Annotated in this window: 21 protein-coding genes; 12 read left to right on the forward strand and 9 right to left on the reverse strand. The window is 60.6% G+C overall.

The window, feature by feature from the left end; translation table 11 throughout:
* Positions 1 to 80 precede the first annotated feature (80 nt).
* On the forward strand, positions 81 to 1,043 hold the full coding sequence (gene trxB, locus NVB75_RS24825; RefSeq protein WP_010176992.1) for a thioredoxin-disulfide reductase: 963 nt from the start codon (positions 81 to 83) through the stop codon (positions 1,041 to 1,043).
* Positions 1,044 to 1,225: 182 nt separating this feature from the next.
* Here the strand turns inward: trxB and NVB75_RS24830 are convergent, their stop codons facing one another.
* The 6 genes from NVB75_RS24830 to NVB75_RS24855 are packed head-to-tail and all read right to left on the reverse strand — an operon-like array spanning position 1,226 to position 4,163.
* Positions 1,226 to 1,567: a HopJ type III effector protein gene (locus NVB75_RS24830; RefSeq protein ID WP_258343760.1), complete on the reverse strand. Its 342-nt coding sequence runs from the start codon at positions 1,565 to 1,567 to the stop codon at positions 1,226 to 1,228.
* On the reverse strand, positions 1,560 to 1,856 hold the full coding sequence (locus NVB75_RS24835; protein ID WP_008432302.1) for a DUF1244 domain-containing protein: 297 nt from the start codon (positions 1,854 to 1,856) through the stop codon (positions 1,560 to 1,562). Before NVB75_RS24835 ends, NVB75_RS24830 begins: the two co-directional genes overlap by 8 nt.
* Positions 1,857 to 1,879: 23 nt before the next feature.
* The gene (gene folX / locus NVB75_RS24840) at positions 1,880 to 2,251 is read right to left on the reverse strand and encodes a dihydroneopterin triphosphate 2'-epimerase (RefSeq protein WP_003208474.1); all 372 of its coding nucleotides are present in this window, start codon (positions 2,249 to 2,251) and stop codon (positions 1,880 to 1,882) included.
* Positions 2,252 to 2,253: 2 nt separating this feature from the next.
* Entirely contained in the window at positions 2,254 to 2,814 is a 561-nt protein-coding gene (gene folE / locus NVB75_RS24845) for a GTP cyclohydrolase I FolE (protein WP_258343761.1), read from the reverse strand.
* A gap of 20 nt (positions 2,815 to 2,834) precedes the next feature.
* Positions 2,835 to 3,545 (reverse strand): dihydromonapterin reductase, encoded by a 711-nt coding sequence (gene folM / locus NVB75_RS24850; RefSeq protein WP_258343763.1) that lies wholly within the window; start codon positions 3,543 to 3,545, stop codon positions 2,835 to 2,837.
* A 57-nt stretch (positions 3,546 to 3,602) separates the two neighbouring features.
* Positions 3,603 to 4,163: an antibiotic biosynthesis monooxygenase gene (locus tag NVB75_RS24855; protein WP_258343765.1), complete on the reverse strand. Its 561-nt coding sequence runs from the start codon at positions 4,161 to 4,163 to the stop codon at positions 3,603 to 3,605.
* A 215-nt stretch (positions 4,164 to 4,378) separates the two neighbouring features.
* Between NVB75_RS24855 and NVB75_RS24860 the strand changes: the two genes are divergently transcribed.
* On the forward strand, positions 4,379 to 5,335 hold the full coding sequence (locus tag NVB75_RS24860) for a MerR family transcriptional regulator (protein ID WP_375378884.1): 957 nt from the start codon (positions 4,379 to 4,381) through the stop codon (positions 5,333 to 5,335).
* Between the two features lie 2 nt (positions 5,336 to 5,337).
* On the opposite strand, the gene NVB75_RS24865 is transcribed toward NVB75_RS24860, so the two are convergent.
* Entirely contained in the window at positions 5,338 to 5,943 is a 606-nt protein-coding gene (locus tag NVB75_RS24865) for a hypothetical protein (RefSeq protein ID WP_017476024.1), read from the reverse strand.
* A 58-nt stretch (positions 5,944 to 6,001) separates the two neighbouring features.
* Complete coding sequence (locus NVB75_RS24870) at positions 6,002 to 6,469, reverse strand: PAS domain-containing protein (RefSeq protein WP_258343767.1); 468 nt, start codon at positions 6,467 to 6,469, stop codon at positions 6,002 to 6,004.
* A gap of 113 nt (positions 6,470 to 6,582) precedes the next feature.
* Here NVB75_RS24870 and NVB75_RS24875 point away from each other — a divergent pair, with 113 nt between their 5' ends.
* Positions 6,583 to 7,038 (forward strand): flavodoxin, encoded by a 456-nt coding sequence (locus tag NVB75_RS24875; protein WP_003208486.1) that lies wholly within the window; start codon positions 6,583 to 6,585, stop codon positions 7,036 to 7,038.
* Here the strand turns inward: NVB75_RS24875 and NVB75_RS24880 are convergent.
* Positions 7,019 to 7,915: a LysR substrate-binding domain-containing protein gene (locus NVB75_RS24880; protein WP_258343768.1), complete on the reverse strand. Its 897-nt coding sequence runs from the start codon at positions 7,913 to 7,915 to the stop codon at positions 7,019 to 7,021. The two genes, NVB75_RS24875 and NVB75_RS24880, sit on opposite strands and share 20 nt — an antisense overlap.
* A gap of 99 nt (positions 7,916 to 8,014) precedes the next feature.
* Between NVB75_RS24880 and NVB75_RS24885 the strand changes: the two genes are divergently transcribed.
* The 9 genes from NVB75_RS24885 (at position 8,015) to NVB75_RS24925 (ending at position 19,175) form a co-directional block, all read left to right on the forward strand.
* Positions 8,015 to 8,401 carry a CidA/LrgA family protein gene (locus tag NVB75_RS24885; protein WP_177022708.1) on the forward strand — a complete coding sequence of 129 codons (387 nt, stop codon included), beginning with the start codon at positions 8,015 to 8,017 and terminating at the stop codon, positions 8,399 to 8,401.
* Complete coding sequence (locus NVB75_RS24890; protein WP_258343769.1) at positions 8,391 to 9,077, forward strand: LrgB family protein; 687 nt, start codon at positions 8,391 to 8,393, stop codon at positions 9,075 to 9,077. The genes NVB75_RS24885 and NVB75_RS24890 overlap by 11 nt, the downstream gene beginning before the upstream one ends.
* Before the next feature lie 164 nt (positions 9,078 to 9,241).
* Positions 9,242 to 10,024, forward strand: coding sequence for a class II aldolase/adducin family protein (locus tag NVB75_RS24895; protein ID WP_063033089.1), 783 nt, complete (start codon positions 9,242 to 9,244; stop codon positions 10,022 to 10,024).
* Positions 10,024 to 10,926, forward strand: a complete 903-nt coding sequence (locus NVB75_RS24900; RefSeq protein ID WP_017476031.1) for an alpha/beta fold hydrolase — start codon at positions 10,024 to 10,026, stop codon at positions 10,924 to 10,926. Before NVB75_RS24895 ends, NVB75_RS24900 begins: the two co-directional genes overlap by 1 nt.
* Positions 10,927 to 11,239: 313 nt before the next feature.
* A complete protein-coding gene (locus tag NVB75_RS24905; RefSeq protein WP_258343770.1) occupies positions 11,240 to 11,473 on the forward strand; it encodes a hypothetical protein in 234 nt (77 codons plus the stop codon).
* 400 nt (positions 11,474 to 11,873) lie between these two features.
* Positions 11,874 to 12,785: an SDR family oxidoreductase gene (locus tag NVB75_RS24910; RefSeq protein ID WP_258343771.1), complete on the forward strand. Its 912-nt coding sequence runs from the start codon at positions 11,874 to 11,876 to the stop codon at positions 12,783 to 12,785.
* A 484-nt stretch (positions 12,786 to 13,269) separates the two neighbouring features.
* Positions 13,270 to 15,060 (forward strand): DUF1302 domain-containing protein, encoded by a 1,791-nt coding sequence (locus tag NVB75_RS24915; RefSeq protein ID WP_258343772.1) that lies wholly within the window; start codon positions 13,270 to 13,272, stop codon positions 15,058 to 15,060.
* Between the two features lie 26 nt (positions 15,061 to 15,086).
* Positions 15,087 to 16,454 carry a DUF1329 domain-containing protein gene (locus NVB75_RS24920; RefSeq protein ID WP_258343773.1) on the forward strand — a complete coding sequence of 456 codons (1,368 nt, stop codon included), beginning with the start codon at positions 15,087 to 15,089 and terminating at the stop codon, positions 16,452 to 16,454.
* Positions 16,455 to 16,694: 240 nt separating this feature from the next.
* A complete protein-coding gene (locus NVB75_RS24925) occupies positions 16,695 to 19,175 on the forward strand; it encodes a LuxR C-terminal-related transcriptional regulator (RefSeq protein WP_258343775.1) in 2,481 nt (826 codons plus the stop codon).
* Positions 19,176 to 19,184: the final 9 nt, after the last annotated feature.

Below are 19,184 nucleotides of genomic sequence, written 5' to 3' on the forward strand. Positions count from 1 at the left end.
GTTCAAGCCTTCCCCAAGTGCTTCGCGGTCCTTTTTTATTCCAGCCGTTCTGTAGTCCGGGCGGTCGATAGGAGTGAGTCATGTCTGATACCCGTCATTCGCGAGTGATTATTCTCGGTTCCGGCCCTGCCGGTTACAGCGCTGCCGTCTACGCTGCCCGGGCCAACCTCAAGCCGCTGCTGATCACCGGCATGCAAGCGGGCGGTCAGTTGACCACCACCACCGAAGTCGACAACTGGCCGGGCGACGTCCACGGCCTGACCGGCCCGGTGCTGATGGAGCGCATGAAAGAACACGCCGAGCGTTTCGAAACCGAAATCGTGTTTGATCACATCAACAAGGTCGACTTCTCCAAGAAGCCTTACAGCCTGACCGGCGACAGCGGCGTGTACACCTGCGACGCACTGATCATCGCCACCGGCGCCAGCGCTCGTTACCTGGGCCTGCCGTCGGAAGAAGCGTTCATGGGCAAGGGCGTTTCCGCTTGCGCGACCTGCGACGGTTTCTTCTACCGCAACAAACCAGTGGCTGTGGTCGGTGGCGGCAACACCGCGGTGGAAGAGGCGCTGTACCTGGCCAACATCGCCAGCACCGTGACCCTGGTTCACCGCCGCGAGACCTTCCGCGCCGAGAAGATCCTGATCGACAAGCTGCATGCCCGCGTGGCCGAAGGCAAGATCATCCTCAAGCTCAACGCCACCCTGGACGAAGTCCTGGGCGACAACATGGGCGTGACCGGTGCTCGCCTGAAGAACAACGACGGCAGCTTCGACGAACTGAAAGTCGACGGCGTGTTCATCGCCATCGGCCACACCCCGAACACCTCGTTGTTCGAAGGCGTGCTGGATGCCAAAGACGGTTACCTGATCGTGCAAGGCGGCCGTGAAGGCAACGCGACGGCCACCAACATCGAAGGCATCTTCGCTGCCGGTGACGTGGCCGACCACGTCTACCGCCAGGCAATCACCTCCGCCGGCGCTGGCTGCATGGCGGCCCTGGATGCCGAGCGTTACCTCGACGGTTTGAAAGACGCTGCGTTCTAAACCGCTGAAACAAAAAAACCGGCTGCGAGGCCGGTTTTTTTATGTCTGCGATTTATGCAACACCACAGCTCAAATGTGGGAGCGGGCTTGCTCGCGAACGCGGTGTATCAGTCACCCGATGTATTGACTGACACTCTGCATTCGCGAGCAAGCCCGCTCCCACATTTTGATCTATGCCTGACTCAGGATTTACGAGTCAGTGGCTGTGCGGTGAACTTCACACCCGCCAACCCATGCTCGATCAGCGCACGAATGTTGCCATGGTCACTGCCTTCAGGCGTGGCCAGTACCGAACGGTAATGCTCGCCAAACGCCAACAGCGCTTCCTCATCACTCAAGCCTTCCAGCAACGCCAGGCCCAGGGTCTTGCACGAACCTTCGTTCTGCCCGGCGGCGTTTTCCACGCTGGCGTTGGTGAAGGCTTGTGGCTGGTAGTCGTAACCGGCGGCAACAAACGCCAGGGTATCGGCAAACGCATGTTCGCCGCTGGTGAGGCTGGCGCGCAGGGTGTTCAGGTCAGTCATGGGTTTTTCCTTTGGCGAATGCCGCTTGCTGTTCGGCACTGGCTTCTTGCTGGTATTGGGCTTTCCACTCGGCGTACGGCATGCCGTACACCACTTCACGGGCGTCATCGAGGCTCAGCTCGATCTGGCGCTCGTCGGCCTCGGCCTTGTACCACTTGGACAAGCAGTTGCGGCAGAAGCCCGAGAGGTTCATCAGGTCGATGTTCTGAACATCCTTGCGGCTGTCCAGGTGGGCCACCAGCCGGCGGAAGGCGGCAGCTTCGAGTTCGAGGCGTTGTTGATCGTTCATGGTACTCACTGCAAAGGTAAGGGTTAGCGACTGGCCGCCAGGGTGATCGACACCGATTCGGCAAAACGCAACGCATGGGGTTTGTCGACTTCGACTTCGGCGTACAGCACCGACGTATTGCTCATCACCAGGTCGAGGATCTCCTGGGTCAGGCGCTCCAGCAGGGCAAAGCGGTTGCCTTCCACATGGGCGATGATCGCCTTGGTGATGGTGCGGTAGTTCAGCGCGTGGTCGATGTCGTTGTCACGTACGGCTTCCTGGGCGGCATACAGGATGGTCAGGTTGATCAACACATCCTGCTTGTTGAGGATTTCATCCTCGTTGATCCCGATAAACGTGCGCAGGCACAGGTCTTTGACCCGGATGCGCGCCATGCCTGGCTGAAGTTGTGGCATTGCTACTTGCTCCGTCCAATCAGTTGCAGGAACTCCATGCGCGTGGTGTTCGACTCACGGAAGGCGCCGAGCATCACCGAGGTGTTCATGGTTGAATTCTGTTTTTCCACGCCGCGCATCATCATGCACATGTGCTTGGCTTCGATCACCACCGCCACACCCGCTGCTTGAGTGACTTGCTGGATGGCGTCGGCGATTTCCCGCGTCAGGTTCTCCTGGATCTGCAGGCGCCGGGCGAACATGTCGACGATACGCGCCAGCTTCGACAGGCCCAGGACCTTGCCGGTCGGAATATAGGCCACATGGGCCTTGCCGATAAAGGGCAGCAGGTGATGCTCGCACAGCGAATACAGCTCGATGTCCTTGAGGATCACCATCTCGTCGTTGTCGGAGGCGAACAGCGCACCGTTGACGATTTCCTCCAGGTTCTGCTCGTACCCATGACACAAATACTGCATGGCCTTGGCAGCGCGCTTTGGCGTGTCGAGCAAACCTTCGCGCTCGGGGTCTTCACCCAGGCCCTTGAGGATCTCGCGGTAGTGGTGGGGCAGGGATAAGGTCATACAACATCCTCGCAAACGGCTTACTTGATATGCCGCCCGCCGTTGACGGTCAGGGTGGTACCGGTGACATACGGGTTATCCAGCAGGTAACGCACGCTCTGGTAAATCACCTCGGGGCCGGGTTCGATGCCCAGTGCCGCCTTGGCCAGGACCTTGGCGCGGTAGGCCGCGTCGTCGCCCTCGTTGAACATCACCATTGCCGGGGCAATGCCATTCACCTTGACCGTCGGTGCAAGTTGCGCGGCAAACGATAAGGTCAGGCTGTCGAGCCCGGCCTTGGTGGCGCAGTAGGCAATGTGCTGGCGGCTGCCCTTGCGGGTCACGTCATCGCTGATGTGCACGATATCCGCAGGCGTGGAGCGTTGCAGCAGGTAAGCACAATGCAGGTTGATCAGGTAGGGCGCAAGCATGTGCACACTGAACATACCGGCAAAGGCGCGGGGCTCGTCGCCGGGCGTTTCCGCCTCCCAGGCCGAAGCATTGTGAATGATCGCCCGCAGGCTCTGGGTGTGCGTCTTCAGTTCGTCGATGAAGGCGAGAATGCCCGCCTCGCAGGAAAAGTCGGCAAACACGCCAATCGCACCGCGCTCGCGCAGGGTCTGCACGCCGGGACGTTCGCTGCGGTAACTGAAAATCACCGGCTGCCCTTCGTCCAGCAGGCGCAGGGCGCAATGCAGGCCGACACGTTGGCCGGCACCGGTAATCAGGATCGGGGCGGGAGTTGAAGACATGGGAAGCTCGAGTCGCTGGCAGGTTAAAACTATACCAGCGCGCGGCCTCCCTTGTACTCAAGCGGTGGCTTCGGTGGCCTTTACCTGGGCCGGAGCCGGATGCAGCCAGCCGGCCAGCAGGTGGGTCGACAATGGGATAAAGAAGTAAACCATCAGCGGGGTCAGCGCGAGGGTGCTGACCAGCACACGGCTCAACAAACCCAACTCGCTGAGCAGCGGCTCAAGGCCGAAGTTGAACAGCAGCGACACCGGGAAAAACGCCAGCCAGATGGCCACGGCCTGCTTCCAGCGTGGCGGTCGTGCGGCGGCGGCGCCAAACCAGCCGTCGATACCGCGTACGCGATGCTCCGACGGCGCAGCAAACAGCTCACTGCCACGCCCGAGCCATGCACCACGGGATGCGGAAAACTCCCACGCATGCAGGGTTTTTTCGTCGGCGAAGCGGAAAATAATCTGGAACTCATCATCGTTGGGCGGCGGTGCAAGCACGCCGGAGCCCAGGTAACCGGGAAAGTCCGTGGCCAATTGCTCGCCTTCGCGCAGCCAGGCCATCAACTCTTCGTAACGACCCTTGGCCACGCGGCGCGCAACCATCAGGGTAACGGGGGAGGTAGACATTGTGTATCTCCATAAGGATCGGGTGCGCTGAACCGGGTAGGTGGCGCACGAACGAAGCTGCGGGGTAAGCAGCCACGTTGAAAAAACAGGCAAGGATTATTCCTGTTTTGAAGAAATACACCAGCGACATTGGTCGGCTGGGCTAAGACCTTGAAACGGACAGTCGTATCGGCGTTAAATGGGATCCAAGTTCCTCACAGTATGTTAGTGCCCTGATGTCTGTAATGACTGCTCCATGCTCCAATATCGCCCTTGGCAATTCCGCTGATTCCGATGAGCTGTTCCCGATTCGTGAAGTGGCAAGATTGACAGGCATCAACCCCGTCACCCTGCGTGCCTGGGAGCGTCGTTATGGGCTGATCCAGCCGATTCGCACCGAAAGCGGGCATCGCCTGTATTCACGCACCGACATAGAAACCGTTCATCGCATTCTCGATTGGATCGAACGTGGCGTGGCGGTGAGCAAAGTCGGGAAAATCCTCGCCCGCGATGATCAGCAAGCCGCTGTTGCGGCGGTTACGCCAGCAGGCGCCGAGCATGAATGGAGCCAGTGGCAGCAGCAATTGCGAACGGCCGTCGGTGCCTTCGACGACCGGCAACTGGATCGGTTGTATGGCCAGATTTTCGCGGCATACCCGGTTGCGGTGGTTTTTCAGGACATCCTGATGCCCCTCTGGCAGCAGTTGCTGCGTCACCAGGGACTCTTTGGCCAAACGAGCGAATGGCTGTTTTTTGATGGGTTCTTGCGCAGCCGCACCTGGAAACGCCTGCAAATAGGCTGCGCCTCCCCGGCGCCCCGGGTACTACTGGCCGCAATCGCCGGAGAATGCCGAGAGCTTGAACTATTGGTTGCAGGTTTGCTGCTGAGCAGTGACGAGTTGGCGGTCAAGGTCTTGAGCGTGGGCCAACCGATCGATGAATTGACGCTTATCTGCGAAAAAACCAAGCCACAAGCCCTCGTGGTGTTCTCCAATCACTCGCCCACCCTTGAGTTGCCCCGGCGCCTCGAGCGGCTGGCCTTGACCATTGACTGCCCGCTTTTGCTGGCCGGCGATGCGTCGGAATTGGCCCAGGAGCAACTGAAGGGGTCGCCCGTCGGCTGCCTGGGTAATGAAGGGCGGTTGATGCAGCGCCGCTCGCAGCAGTTTCTGCGCGGCAGCCTGGATACCTGACGTCAGGCGTGGACTTCGGGATGAAACAGGCGGTGTTGCTGCAGGATAAACTGGCGCAGGCGCTCGGTTTCATCCACATCACTCTGGTTCAGGCGATAGGCGAACAACCCTCGGGATGTTTCCCGCTCCAGGGTGCCCCGCACCGAGATACGCTCGTACCCGGACGGGCTGAACCACAGGGAAAAGGTTTTTGGCGCCTTGATCCGCCCGCGAATTTCCACCAGCAACCCTTTGAATGACACCTCATGCACCCAGAGTGCCCCCGGCTGGCCCTTGATATTTTCCAACGGCACCGGCTCTTCAAGCGCGAGGCGCCAAGGGCGAATCATCGGCCCGTCTTCGAAAATACTCGGTACACCCAGCCGCAAATGCACGGCATGAAACTCGTCTTCCACCAATTGCAGCGGAAAGGTCATTTGCTGGTTGTCGAATTGCGCCTGGAGGGTGACATGGTCATGGGCGGCCAGTCGGGTGAGCAAATCACGAATCTGCGCACCGCCATTGACCGTCAGGCTCGACGACGCGTCCCGCACGTTGAGTTGCGGGTTATGGTGCATGGTCTGAATAAAATCCAGCTCGTCCTGCGTCAAAAGCGCGTCGCGTTGCATTGATCTTGCTCAAGAAAAAGGTATTAAAACGCCATTATCTCTTTAAAGACCGCGTTTTCTAGTTTTTGTTAGATCCGCTCGTCGACTTGAGTGCCGCAAGCTCCGCCCTGAGGTCCTTCAATTGTGCCTCCAGTTGCGCGACACGCTGCTGGGCCTTGACCTGAACGGTCACATCCTTCTGCACGCCCACAACGTAGGTTTGCTTGTCGGCCGCGTTGTAAACCGTCGATAACGACAGCTCGTTCCAGAAATGCGTGCCGTCCTTGCGGTAATTGCGCAGGATTTCCCGACAGGAGCCGCCACTCTCCAAGGCTTCGCGAATCGCCATCAGCCCCGCCTGGTCACGGTCACCCGATTGCAGGAAGCGGCAATCCTGATAGAGGATTTCGTCGAGGGTGTAGCCGGTCATACGCTCGAACGCCGGGTTTACGTAAATCAGTGGCATATCCTTGCCTTCGCGCTCGGCGATAACGATGCCGTCGTTGGAAGCGTTGATCACCAGTTGCATCAGCTTGGCGTTAATCATTGAGCGGTCCAGGGCTTGTCTCGGGGATTTGCAGTTTAAGACATGCCAGCAGCCTGTCCACTTGCCCTAGCTGTTAATATCCCAGGCTTTTAGTCAGCTACAGGATCAGATTGATGAAAGTCGCCATCCTTTCCGGCTCGGTATACGGCACCGCTGAAGAAGTCGCCCGTCACGCTGCAAGCATTCTCAACGCTGCCGGTTTCGACGCCTGGCACAACCCGCGCGCCACCCTGGCCGATGTGCAGGGTTTTGCCCCCGAGGCCTTTTTAGCCGTGACCTCCACCACCGGCATGGGCGAATTGCCCGATAACCTGCAACCGCTGTATTCGACCATTCGCGACCAACTGCCGGCCGCCTGGCGCGGACTGCCGGGCGCGGTGATCGGCCTGGGCGACGCCAGCTATGGCGACACCTTCTGCGGCGGCGGCGAGCAAATGCGCGAGCTGTTTGCCGAGTTGGGCGTGCACGAAGTGCTGCCGATGCTGCGCCTGGACGCCAGCGAAAGCGTGACCCCGGAAGCCGACGCCGAGCCCTGGCTGGCCGAGTTGGTTACTGCACTGCGCGGTTGACCGGAAACTCGCGCAACAATGCCAGCCAGGCCTGGGCGGCTTTCGACAGATAGGCGCCCTCACGCCAGATAAAGGCAATGTCCCAGCGCAGGTATTCCGGCGCCTTGAGCGTCAGGCGCACCACCCCGGGCCGCACCAGGCCCCGGGCTACTACGCTGGGCAGCAGCACCACGCCTTGGCCGGCGGCCACCAATGCGGCGAGAAAATCCGCCTGGCCACTGCGCCCGCTTTCCTTCGGGGTAAAGCCCACCTGCTGACAGGCCTGCAACAGGCGGTCGTTCAATACAAAACTGCGCTGGTACATCAGGAACGGTGTATCAGCCAGTTCCTCCAGGCGGATGTGCGCGTTATCGGCCAGCGGATGGTCCATGGGCAGCAGGGCGTCCAGCGGCTCATCGCAGAATGCCTGCCAGGCAAATGCCGGGTCGCTGGGCATCAAGCTACCGCCCACCTCCAGTTCTCCACTCAAGATTGCCTGCTCGATGCTGCGGCTGCCGCCTTCCAGCAATTGGATGGTGACGTTCGGATAGCGCCGGCGGTATTCGGCAAACAACCCGGCAAACAGCGTGTCGCCACCCAACTGCGGCAAGCCCATGCGCAGTTCGCCACGGGTCAGCTGATTCAAGTCATCCAGCTCACTGAGCAACTCGGCTTGCTGGCGCAGCATCGCTTCTGCCCGCTGCAACACCACTTGCCCGGCCGCCGTCAGGCGAATCTGCGAACCCAGGCGATCCAGCAGCGGCGTGCCCAGGCTTTGTTCCAATTGCGCCACCTGCTTGCTGACCGCGGACTGGCTGATGTGCAGGGTTTTACCGGCTTGGGTAAAACCGCCTCGGTGGATCACTTCGACAAAGCTGCGCAGCTGTTTAAATTCCATTCGCCTGATTCCAGTTTGGAATAGATTGCAGTCTAACAATTCGCTGTGGGGATGCCAGGCGCCTCTTTAAAATGGGTGCACTGGGAGGACCCAAAGCTCATGAAACGTTTCACCTTCAAATTCGTTGGTCGGTTGCTGGCTGAACTGATCATCCTGCTGGCCATTTACTTTCTGGGCTGCCAACTGGCGGCCTGGCTGAGCTGGCCTATTCCCGGTGGCGTAGTCGGCCTGGGCCTGTTGCTGCTGACCTTCGCCACTGGCCTGGTCAAGCCGGCGGCCCTGCAATTGGGCGCCGGTGTGTTGATGGCGGAGATGCTGCTGTTCTTCATTCCTGCGTTGATGAGCCTTCTGGACTACGGCGGCCTGGTAAAGCACGACGGCTGGCGGATCATGTTGGTGATCGGTTTCAGCACCTTGTCGGTAATGCTGGTGACGGCGTTTACCGTCGAATTCGTCTGCCGCTGGAAGCTGCGCCATGAAGCTTGAGCTGATGCCGATGTTCTGGCTGGCGCTGACCCTCGGCGCCTACGCCTTCAGCCGCTGGATCTACCGGCGCACCGGGCGTTACCTGCTGTCGCCGCTGATCCTGGTGCCCGCGCTGTTACTGGCCGTGGCCGTGCCGATGAAGACGGCCTATGCCGAATACTCCACCGACACCCACTGGCTGATGCTGGTGCTGGGCCCGGTGACCGTGGCGTTCGCCATTCCGATCTGGCAACAGCGCCAGTTGCTGATGCGTCATTGGTCAGCGTTGTTGCTGGGGATGGTGGCGGGCAGCGCGGCGTCCATTGCCACTTCGTACGGCCTGGCCAAAGCCTTGGCACTCGACAGCTCGGTGACAATGTCGTTGGTGCCCCGTTCGATCACCACGCCGTTCGCCATGCCGGTGTCCTCCGACCTGGGTGGCGTGCCGGAGCTGACGGCCGTATTCGTGATGTTCACCGGAGTGTTCGGCGCCATGCTCGGCGGTGTACTGCTCAAGTGGCTGCCGTTGCGCACGCCATTGGCTCGTGGCGCGTTGTTCGGCGTGGGCGCCCATGGCGCCGGCGTCAGCCGCGCCCATGAAGTGGGGGGCGAGGAGGGCTCGGTGGCGGGCCTGGTGATGGTGCTGACCGGGTTGCTCAACCTGTTTGCTGCGCCTTTATTGGCGTCGCTTCTCTGACACGCATTGAGCAAATTCGAACTATTCTCAGGACTGACCCGCTCGGTCATCAAGGTGGCTGCCAATGCAACTACGGCAGCCTCGGCGTCTGACTAGACTGCCTCTTCTGCCTGGATTGCCCCTTCACTCAAAAAAATAATAAAGCGCGCCAAGGAGGTCATGCCGTGAGCCTAGCCACTGTTCAATCGACACACAGCGTAAAAGATCAGGTCAGCGCTGCCGAATGGCAGACCCGCGTCGACCTCGCCGCGTGCTACCGACTGGTGGCGATGCACGGTTGGGATGACCTGATTTTCACCCATATCTCGGCCAAGGTGCCGGGCACCGAAGACTTCCTGATCAACCCTTATGGGCTGATGTTCCACGAGATCACCGCGTCGAGCCTGGTGAAGGTCGACCAGGCCGGCAACAAGCTGATGGACAGTCCCTACGAGGTCAACCCGGCGGGCTACACCATCCACAGCGCGGTACACGAAGTTCGCCACGACGTGGTCTGCGTGCTGCACACCCACACCGCTTCCGGAATCGCCGTTTCCGCGCAGAAGCAAGGTGTGTTGCCCATCAGCCAGCAATCCTTGTTTGTGCTGTCCAGCCTGGCCTACCACGCCTACGAAGGGGTGGCGCTGAACCACGAGGAAAAGGCCCGCTTGCAGGCCGATCTTGGCGAAAACAATTTCCTGATGCTGCACAACCACGGCCTGCTGACCTGTGGTGCCAGCATCGCCGATACGTTCCTGATGATGTTCATCTTCCAGCGCACCTGCGATATCCAGGTGATGGCGCAGAACGGTGGTGCGGAATTGATCACGATTGCACCACAGATATTGGCCGGTGCCCGGGCGATGATCGCCGGGGTCACCAAAAGCGCCCAAGGCATGGGCGGCGCGCTGGCCTGGCCGGCGCTGCTGCGCAAACTGGACGCACTCGACCCCGGGTATAAAAGCTGATGCCACTCGCCGAGATCCCGCTGCGCATCTGGCGCCAGCGCGCCCAGAGCTTCGAGTTTCGCGGCCGCACCATTCGGTACTGGGTGGCGGGGCAGGGCGAGCCGTTGCTGCTGATCCATGGTTTTCCCACCGCCAGTTGGGATTGGCATTACCTCTGGCAGCCGTTGGCTCAGCGCTATCAAGTGATTGCGTGCGACATGCTGGGGTTTGGCGATTCGGCCAAGCCGCTGGATCACACGTATTGCCTGCTGGAACAGGCGGATTTGCAGCAGGCTTTGCTGGAGCATCTTTGGGTGCAGCAGCCGGTGCATGTGCTGGCTCATGATTACGGTGACAGTGTTGCGCAGGAATTGTTGGCGCGGCATTACGAAGGGCGGTTTCAGATGGCCAGTGGTGTGTTTCTCAACGGTGGGTTGTTTCCGGAGACGCATCGTCCGGCGTTGGTGCAGAAGCTGTTGCTGAGCCCGTTGGGGTGGATGATCGGACGGGCGTTTGGGCGTAATGCGCTGGCCAATAGTTTCGGGCAGATTTTCGGGCCTTCGACCCGGCCCAGTGAAAGTGCGTTGGATGATTTTTGGAGCTTGATCGAGAGCCAGGATGGGCCGCGGATTTTGCACAAGTTGATTGCGTATATTCCTCAGCGTCGGCGGCAGCGGGATCGATGGGTGGCAGCGATGCAGCGGGGGGAGGTGCCGTTGCGGGTGATCGATGGGGAGGTTGATCCGATTTCTGGGGGGCATATGGTTCAGCGCTATCGTGAGCTGGTGCCGCATGCGGATACGGTGTTGCTCGCGAATATTGGGCACTATCCGCAGATTGAGGCACCGGTGCAGGTGTTGAAGCATTATCTGGCGTTTCGGGAGGGGCTTGGGGTGGGGGCTTCTCGGGTGGCTTATTCTTGATTGGGTTGAGTACATATCCGTTATTTAGGTAACGGCGGCTTATGGTTCCGCTCTTACAGCGGCTCACTTTGGAAAAGCCCCAAAGTAAGCAAAGGGCTCTGCCCCGCCTGTCGGCGCCTCGCCTAGGCTCGGCGTTCCCTCACTCCGGCATTGCTCCGCGGGCCGCCGCGACGGGCCATCCATGGCCCGGCGCGGCTAAACCGGCGTCCTGCCGGTTTACCCGCTCCGCAATACCTGCGTTCGGCCTCGGGCTTATTGGGGCAGTCAGATCAAAATCAAAAGCAAAAGCACAGCGGCCTACCGGCCGGCTTGAGTGTTAAAAGCAAAAGCAAAAACCAGAGCGAAAACAAATCTGCTTTTCTGTGGGAGCGGGCTTGCTCGCGAAAAACCTGAGAGCGCCGCGTTCATCCAGAATGCCCGCGTCATCGTTAACGACCTTCGCGAGCAAGCCCGCTCCCACATTTGGACCGTGCCCGCTTTAGATTTTGATTTTGCTTTTAACACTCAAGCCGGCCGGGAGGCCGCTGTGCTCTTGATCTGCTTTTGATCTTGATCTTAGGCGCCCCGTTAAACCACGCTGGCCGAACGCAGGCTTTGGAGCGTGGGTAACCTGGCAGGACGCCAGGTTAGCCGTCCTGGGCCAGGGATGGCCCATGACGGCGGCCCACGGTCCAAAGCCGGAGTGAGGGCACACCGAGCCTAGGCGAGGTGCCGAGTGGTGGGGCAAGAGCGTTTTGCTTACTTTTGCGCTCTTCAAAAGTGAGCCGCTGTAAGAGCGGAACCATAGGAGGCCGTTACCTAAATAACGGATATGTCCCCCATCTAACCCACACCAATCATCCCCCAGCCTTATCGCGCACCATTCACCCCCAACCGTATTTATTGTGACCACAAGCCCCGTGCCTGACACTCAACCCATCCACCCCTAACCACCCCTGGAGTCCCCAATGAGTGAGCCTGTGCAGTTCCAAGACAAGGTCGTGATCGTCACCGGTGCCGGCGGCGGACTGGGTCGCGCCCACGCACTGCTGTTCGCCAAACACGGCGCCAAAGTGCTGGTCAACGATCTTGGCGGCTCAACCCAGGGCGAAGGCGCCAACGCCTCGGCGGCCGACCGCGTCGTCGCCGAAATCCGCGAGGCCGGCGGTATCGCCGAAGCCAACCACGACTCCGTCACCGACGGCGACAAAATCGTCCAGAACGCCCTCGACGCCTTCGGCCGCATCGACGTCGTCGTCAACAACGCCGGGATCCTGCGGGACAAAACCTTCCACAAAATGGAAGACAGCGACTGGGACCTGGTCTACCGCGTTCACGTCGAAGGCGCCTACAAAGTCACCCGCGCCGCCTGGCCCCACCTGCGCGAACAAGCCTACGGCCGCGTGATCTTCACCGCCTCGACCTCAGGCATTTACGGTAACTTCGGCCAGTCCAACTACGGCATGGCCAAGCTCGGCCTGTACGGCCTGACCCGCACCCTGGCGCTGGAAGGCCGCAAGAACAACATCCTGGTCAACGCCATCGCACCTACCGGCGGCACACGCATGACCGAAGGCCTGATCCCGCCGCAAGTCTTCGAACGCCTCAAGCCGGAACTGGTCAGCCCGCTGGTGGTGTACCTGGGCAGCGAGGCATGTCAGGAAACCTCCGGGCTGTTCGAGGTGGGCGGTGGCTGGATCGGCAAGACCCGCTGGGAGCGCAGCCTGGGGGTTGGCTTCGACCCTGAGGCAGGGTTCTCGCCGGATGACGTCGCCGCCCACTGGCAGCAAATCTGCGATTTTGAAGGGGCCGCTCACCCCAAGGACAACATCGAAGCCTTGAAAGAGATGATGGCCAACCTGCAGAAATACAGCCTGTGATCGTTGCATGAAAAAGTTTTAATCAACCGGGGCGCCATGGCGCCCCGGTTTATTTCAGGCATAAAAAAAGCCGCTGCAAAGGCAGCGGCTGAAGTAAGACGTTTGATCAAGGAGCAATAAATCAACGTCAGTGAACACCGGTAACAGATTGAAAATAGTGATCAATCCATAAAATCGTGCTGTTCTTCCAGGTTCTGGAAGCGGGCGGTTTGCCCTGAAAGCCAAGCAAGAATAGGCTTTTGTTACAGAATGAAAAATAGCGATTCGAGACAAGGACTGTTACCAAACCGGCAACAGTGGCAATAAGGCCTCATCCATCCTCCTGATAATCCTCCATCCATCTCGTCCATACCCTCGCCAATACCCCGGCCAGAGCGCCCTTTCATCCTTTCGAGCGACAACACGAATACCTCCTTGGTGCGCTTATCGCTCCTGATCGCGGGCAGTAGGGTGGGGCCTTCTGTCACACCACCGGGGAAGACGCATGACAAGAACAACAATGCGCGCCATCTTCAGGCCACAGGCGCTGGCCGCTGCGGTTGCTTTGGGTTGCTGTGCCCAGGCGCAGGCTGTTTCGTTCAACATCGGCGAGATCGAAGGGCAATTCGATTCCTCGCTGTCGGTCGGTGCCAGCTGGGGCATGCGCGACGCCGACAAAAAGCTGGTGGGCGTTCCCAACGGCGGCACTGGCCAGGCTTCCACCGGCGATGATGGTCGCCTGAACTTCAAGAAGGGCGAGACCTTCTCCAAGATCTTCAAGGGCATCCACGACCTGGAGCTCAAGTACGGCGACAGCGGCGTGTTCGTGCGCGGCAAGTACTGGTACGACTTCGAACTGCAGGACGAAGACCGCGAATTCAAGCAGATCAGCAATAACCACCGCGACGAGGGCGCACGCTCTTCCGGCTACGAATTACTCGACGCGTTTGTCTATCACAACTATTCCATCGGCGATTTGCCGGGCAACGTGCGCGTCGGCAAGCAGGTGGTCAGTTGGGGTGAAAGTACGTTCATCGGCAACTCGATCAACAGCATCAACCCCATCGACGTTTCCGCCTTCCGCCGGCCCGGCGCCGAGATCAAGGAAGGGCTGATTCCAGTCAACATGGTGTTTGCATCCCAAAGCCTCACCAACCAGTTGAGCGTTGAAGGTTTCTACCAGTTGAACTGGGAAAATACCGTGGTGGACAACTGCGGCACCTTCTTCGGCAACGACGTGGTGGCCCACGGCTGCAACGGCAACTACACCGTCGGCAGCCCGGCGATTGCGCCGTTGCAGCCGGTGGCGGCGGCGTTTGGCCAAGGCTTCCAGGTTACGAAAGAAGGCGTGGTGGTGCAGCGTGCAAAAGACCGCGAGGCGCGCGATGGCGGCCAGTTCGGGATGGCGCTGCGCTGGCTGGGGGATGACACGGAGTACGGCCTGTACTTCATGAACTACCACAGCCGCACGCCCACCGTCGGTACCATCACCGCCAACACCAACCTGGCTACCATTGGCCGTATCGTCAATGCCGCCAACGGGATTGCCCCGGGTTCCGGGTCTGGGCTGGCGCAAAGCACGATGCTCGGTCGCGGCCAGTATTACCTCGACTATCCGGAAAACATTCGTCTGTTCGGTGCCAGCTTCTCGACCACCTTGCCAACCGGCACGGCCTGGACCGGCGAAATCAGCTACCGCCCGAATGCCCCCGTACAACTCAACACCACCGACCTGACGCTGGCATTGGTCAACCCGATTGCCGGTAACGCCGCGTCACCGATCGCCAGTTCCTTCGGTGCCGACAACGCCGGCTATCGCCGCAAGGAAATCACCCAGATCCAGAGCACCATGACCCAATTCTTCGACCAGGTACTGGGCGCCGAACGCTTGACCCTGGTGGGCGAAGCGGCCTTCGTGCATGTGGGCGGGCTGGAGGCGAAATCCAAGCTGCGTTACGGCCGTGACTCGGTCTACGGCCAATACGGCTTTGGCGGTGACACCGACGGTTTTGTCACGGCCAACTCCTGGGGTTATCGCGCCCGGGCCATCCTCGATTACAACAACGTGTTCGCCGGGGTCAACCTCAAGCCCAACGTGTCGTGGTCCCAGGACGTCAGCGGCTACGGCCCCAACGGCCTGTTCAACGAAGGCGCCAAGGCCATCAGCGTCGGCGTGGACGCGGACTACCGCAACACCTACACCGCGAGCCTGAGCTACACCGACTTTTTTGGCGGTGACTACAACACCCTCACCGACCGCGACTTCATCGCCCTCAGCTTTGGCGTGAACTTCTGATTTGGCTTAAAGAAGGACAAAAGACTATGCGCAAGATGATTCTGCAATGCGGCGTGTTGGCACTGAGCCTGTTGGCGGCCAACGTGATGGCCGCGGTGTCGCCGGAAGAAGCGGCCAAACTTGGCACCACCCTGACCCCGGTGGGTGCCGAAAAGGCCGGTAACGCTGACGGCTCGATCCCGGCATGGACCGGTGGTATCCCGAAAAACGCCGGGGCGGTGGACAGTAAAGGCTTCCTTGCCGACCCGTTTGCCAGTGAAAAACCGCTGTTCGTGATCACCGCCGCCACCGTCGACAAGTACAAGGACAAACTGTCCGAAGGCCAGGTGGCGATGTTCAAGCGCTACCCGCAAACCTACAAGATCCCGGTGTACCCGACCCACCGCACGGTCAACCTGCCGCCGGAGATTTACGAGTCGATCAAGCGCAGCGCGCTCAATGTGCATGCAATCAACGACGGCAATGGCCTGGAGAACTTCACCGGCAACCGCTACTACGCGTTCCCGATTCCGAAGAACGGCGTTGAGGTGCTGTGGAACCACATCACCCGTTACCACGGCGGCAACCTGCGCCGCATCATTACCCAGGCCACGCCGCAGACCAACGGCAGCTACACGCCGATCCGCTTCGAAGAAGAAGTGGCCGTGCCGCAGCTGATCCCGGACATGGACCCGGTCAAGGGCGCCAACGTGCTGACCTTCTTCAAGCAATCGGTGACCGCCCCGGCGCGCTTGGCCGGCAACGTGCTGCTGGTGCATGAAACCCTCGACCAGGTGAAGGAACCGCGGCTGGCCTGGGTCTACAACGCCGGCCAGCGCCGGGTGCGCCGTGCACCGCAGGTGGCCTACGATGGGCCGGGCACTGCGGCCGACGGCCTGCGTACCTCGGATAACTTCGACATGTTCTCCGGCGCCCCGGACCGCTACGACTGGAAGCTGGTGGGCAAGAAGGAGATGTACATCCCCTACAACAGCTACAAGCTCGACTCGCCGACCCTCAAGTACGACGACATCATCAAGGCCGGCCACATCAACCAGGATTTGACCCGTTACGAGCTGCACCGGGTCTGGGAGGTGGTGGGTACCGTCAAGCCGAGCGAGCGGCACATCTACGCCAAGCGTCACATGTACATCGACGAAGACAGCTGGCAAGTGGCGTTGGTGGACCACTACGACGGCCGTGGCCAACTGTGGCGGGTTGCAGAAGGCCACGCGCAGTTCTACTACGACCACCAGGTGCCGGCCTACACCGTCGAGACCCTGTACGACATCATCGCCGGGCGCTACATCGCCCTGGGGATGAAGAACGAAGAGAAGAGCAGCTTCGTGTTCGGCTTTGCGGCGAAGGCGGCGGACTACACGCCGGCGGCACTGCGCTCTGAAGGCGTGCGCTGAAACCTGATTGAAATAGGGTCAAACTGTGGGAGCGGGCTTGCTCGCGAAAGCGGTGTATCAGTCAATATATCCGGTGACTGACACTCCGCCTTCGCGAGCAAGCCCGCTCCCACATTTACGGTGCTCCACCTTTGGAACATATGCCCGGCAATCAGCCTGCTGAATACTCCTCAACAACCGCCAGCCACAGGACTAGGGTAGGGCGCACGCCGCCTAATAATAAAAAACAGGGACGCAGTAATGACCGCCATGACCCGTTGTCTGGATCGTCCTGGATTCATGCCACGCTTGTCTCCCCATCATCTGCTGCGCCCGCGCTTGTCCGGGCCGTTGCTCAACGCCTCGGCGCGGGTGAAGTTGCTCTGCGCCCCGGCCGGCAGTGGCAAGAGTGCGCTGCTTGCCGAATGCGCATTACAGGCACCTGCGGATTGCCAGGTGTATTGGTTGCCGCTGAATGGTGCCGTTCCGGATTTGTGTCAGCGTCTGGCCCAAAGCCTCGGCCTGGATTGTGTCGATGAAGCCTCGCTGCTGCTGGCCCTCAACCGCTGGCAGGCGCCGGCCTGGCTGTTTCTCGATGACTTCTGCCGGGTGCCGGCGCCTGAACTGGATGCGTTGCTCGATCGCATTCTGGCGGCCAGCAGTCCCGTTTTAACCTGGTGGATTGGCGCGCGGCGGCGGCCGGCGTGCAACTGGCCACGGCTGTTGCTCGACGATGAATTGTGGGAGTGCAACGCAGCCGAGCTGGCGTTTGATCACACCGAGATCCAGCACTTGGCCGGGCCCTGCTTCGACAAGGTGCTGAAGTTCAGCGCCGGCTGGTGCGCCGGCGTGCGCATCGCGTTGCTTGAGAGCGACGGGCACCCCGAAAAAACCTTGCTCGATTACCTGCAGCACGAGCTGTTCAGCGGCCTTTCCCCGGAGTTGGCCGAAGCCTGGCGCGTGCTTGCGCACCTGCCACGTTTCAACCCGAGCCTGTGTGATCATCTGTTCGGCTTCGGTGATTATCTGCGTGACTTGCAGACGTTGGGCGCCTTTATCGAACCCTGGGAAGACACCACCGACTGGCTGCAAATCTTCCCGCCGTTGGCGCAGCTCATGCGCGACGAACCCTGGCCAGCCAGGCGCTCCTGGCACCGTCGCGCCTGCCAATGGTTTACCGCCGCCGAGGACTGGCAGGCCGCGTTTGAGCAGGCGCTGCTGGCCGAAGAGTACGAAGTGGCCGTGAGCCTGTTGCAGCACTTCAGTTTTGAAGACCTGTTCCGCCAGCAAAATGCTGTGCTTTTGTTGCGCCTGCATGAGCAGCATGGCGATGAATTGATGCTGGGGTCGGCGCAGCTGGTGGGCCTGGTAACGGCGGCGTTGCTGTTTGCCGGGCGCTTCGACCAGGCGGCGTTGTGCATCGATCAACTGGCGCGTTTCACCCCGCAACCGACTGCGCATTCGCAGCGCTATCTGCTGGCCCGCTGGCAGGCGCAATGGGGTTGGTTGTTACACCTGGGCGGCGAAGCCGCACGCGCTCGGGAACATTTTCTGGAAGCCCTGCAAGACTTGCCCGAGAGCGCCTGGACGTCGCGCTTGATGTGCCTGTCGGGCCTGACCCAGCAAGCCTTGCTGCGTGGCGAGTTGGACGTCGCCCAGTCGTTGAACCGTGAAGCACTTTGCCTGGCGCGTTCCCACGGCTCATTGCTGCTGGAGGCGTTGCTGGAACTCGATCATGCGCAGTTGCTGGAGCAGCGCGGCGCGCCGTATCGGGCCCAAAGCCTGCTGGAAAACGTGCAGCGCATGCTGGTGCAGCAGCGGCTTAAAGCCGGGCCGTTGATGGGGCGGATTTCCTTGCGGCGTGGGCATCTGGCCTTGCGCCAGGGGCACGACGCCGTGGCGGCCGAATGCTTCGAATCCGGCCTGGGCATGTGCCTGCACAGCCAGGACAAACGCGTGCTCTATGGCTACCTCGGTCTGGCTTTATTGGCCGCCAACAAAGGCGATTACGCCGAGGCGTTTATCCAGTTGCGGGACGCCGAGCGCCTGATGCAGCAACGCCAGGTGCCCGACACCGTGTACCGCGCTGTGCTGCTGTTGCTCAGTGGGCATTTCTGGCTGCAACAGGGCCGCGCCGAACTGACCCTGGAAGCGGTGACCCGCGTGCTGCGGCACTACCGTGGGCCAAAGGCCAAACAGGCGCCGCCGGCCACCCTGGAGCTGATCCCGCGCCTTGAGTATTTGCAGGTGCTGGCGGAAGTGAAATTACGCCGCGCCGAAGAGCCTGTTGTCCGCTTGAGTGCGTTACTGGAGACTTCCCGTCAGCGCGGCATGCTGTGCCTGGAAGCGGAATTGCAGTTGGTGTTGGGAGAAGTGGCCTGGCAAGTCGGCGATCGAGCGTTGGCCGTGCGCTCACTGGAGGCCGGCTTGGAGCTGGCGGGGCGTTGCCAGGTGCAACAGGCGATTCGCGAGTTGCGCCTCAGGCAGCCGGGGTTGTTGAGTGCGTTGGGGCTGGAGCCGCAAGAGTGCCTGGCGACGGCGGGGGAAAACCCTCTGAGCCAGCGCGAGCTTGAGGTGCTGCAATTGATTGCCCAGGGCAATTCCAATCTGGAAATTGCCGGGCAGCTATTTATCTCGCTGCACACGGTGAAAACCCATGCGCGGAGGATTCATAGCAAGTTGGGGGTGGAGCGGCGTACCCAGGCGGTGGCCAAGGCCAAAACCTTGGGATTGATGGCCTGAAGCCAAGCG

Origin of the sequence: Pseudomonas sp. CBS (assembly GCF_024734645.1) — a bacterium.
Classification (GTDB): domain Bacteria; phylum Pseudomonadota; class Gammaproteobacteria; order Pseudomonadales; family Pseudomonadaceae; genus Aquipseudomonas.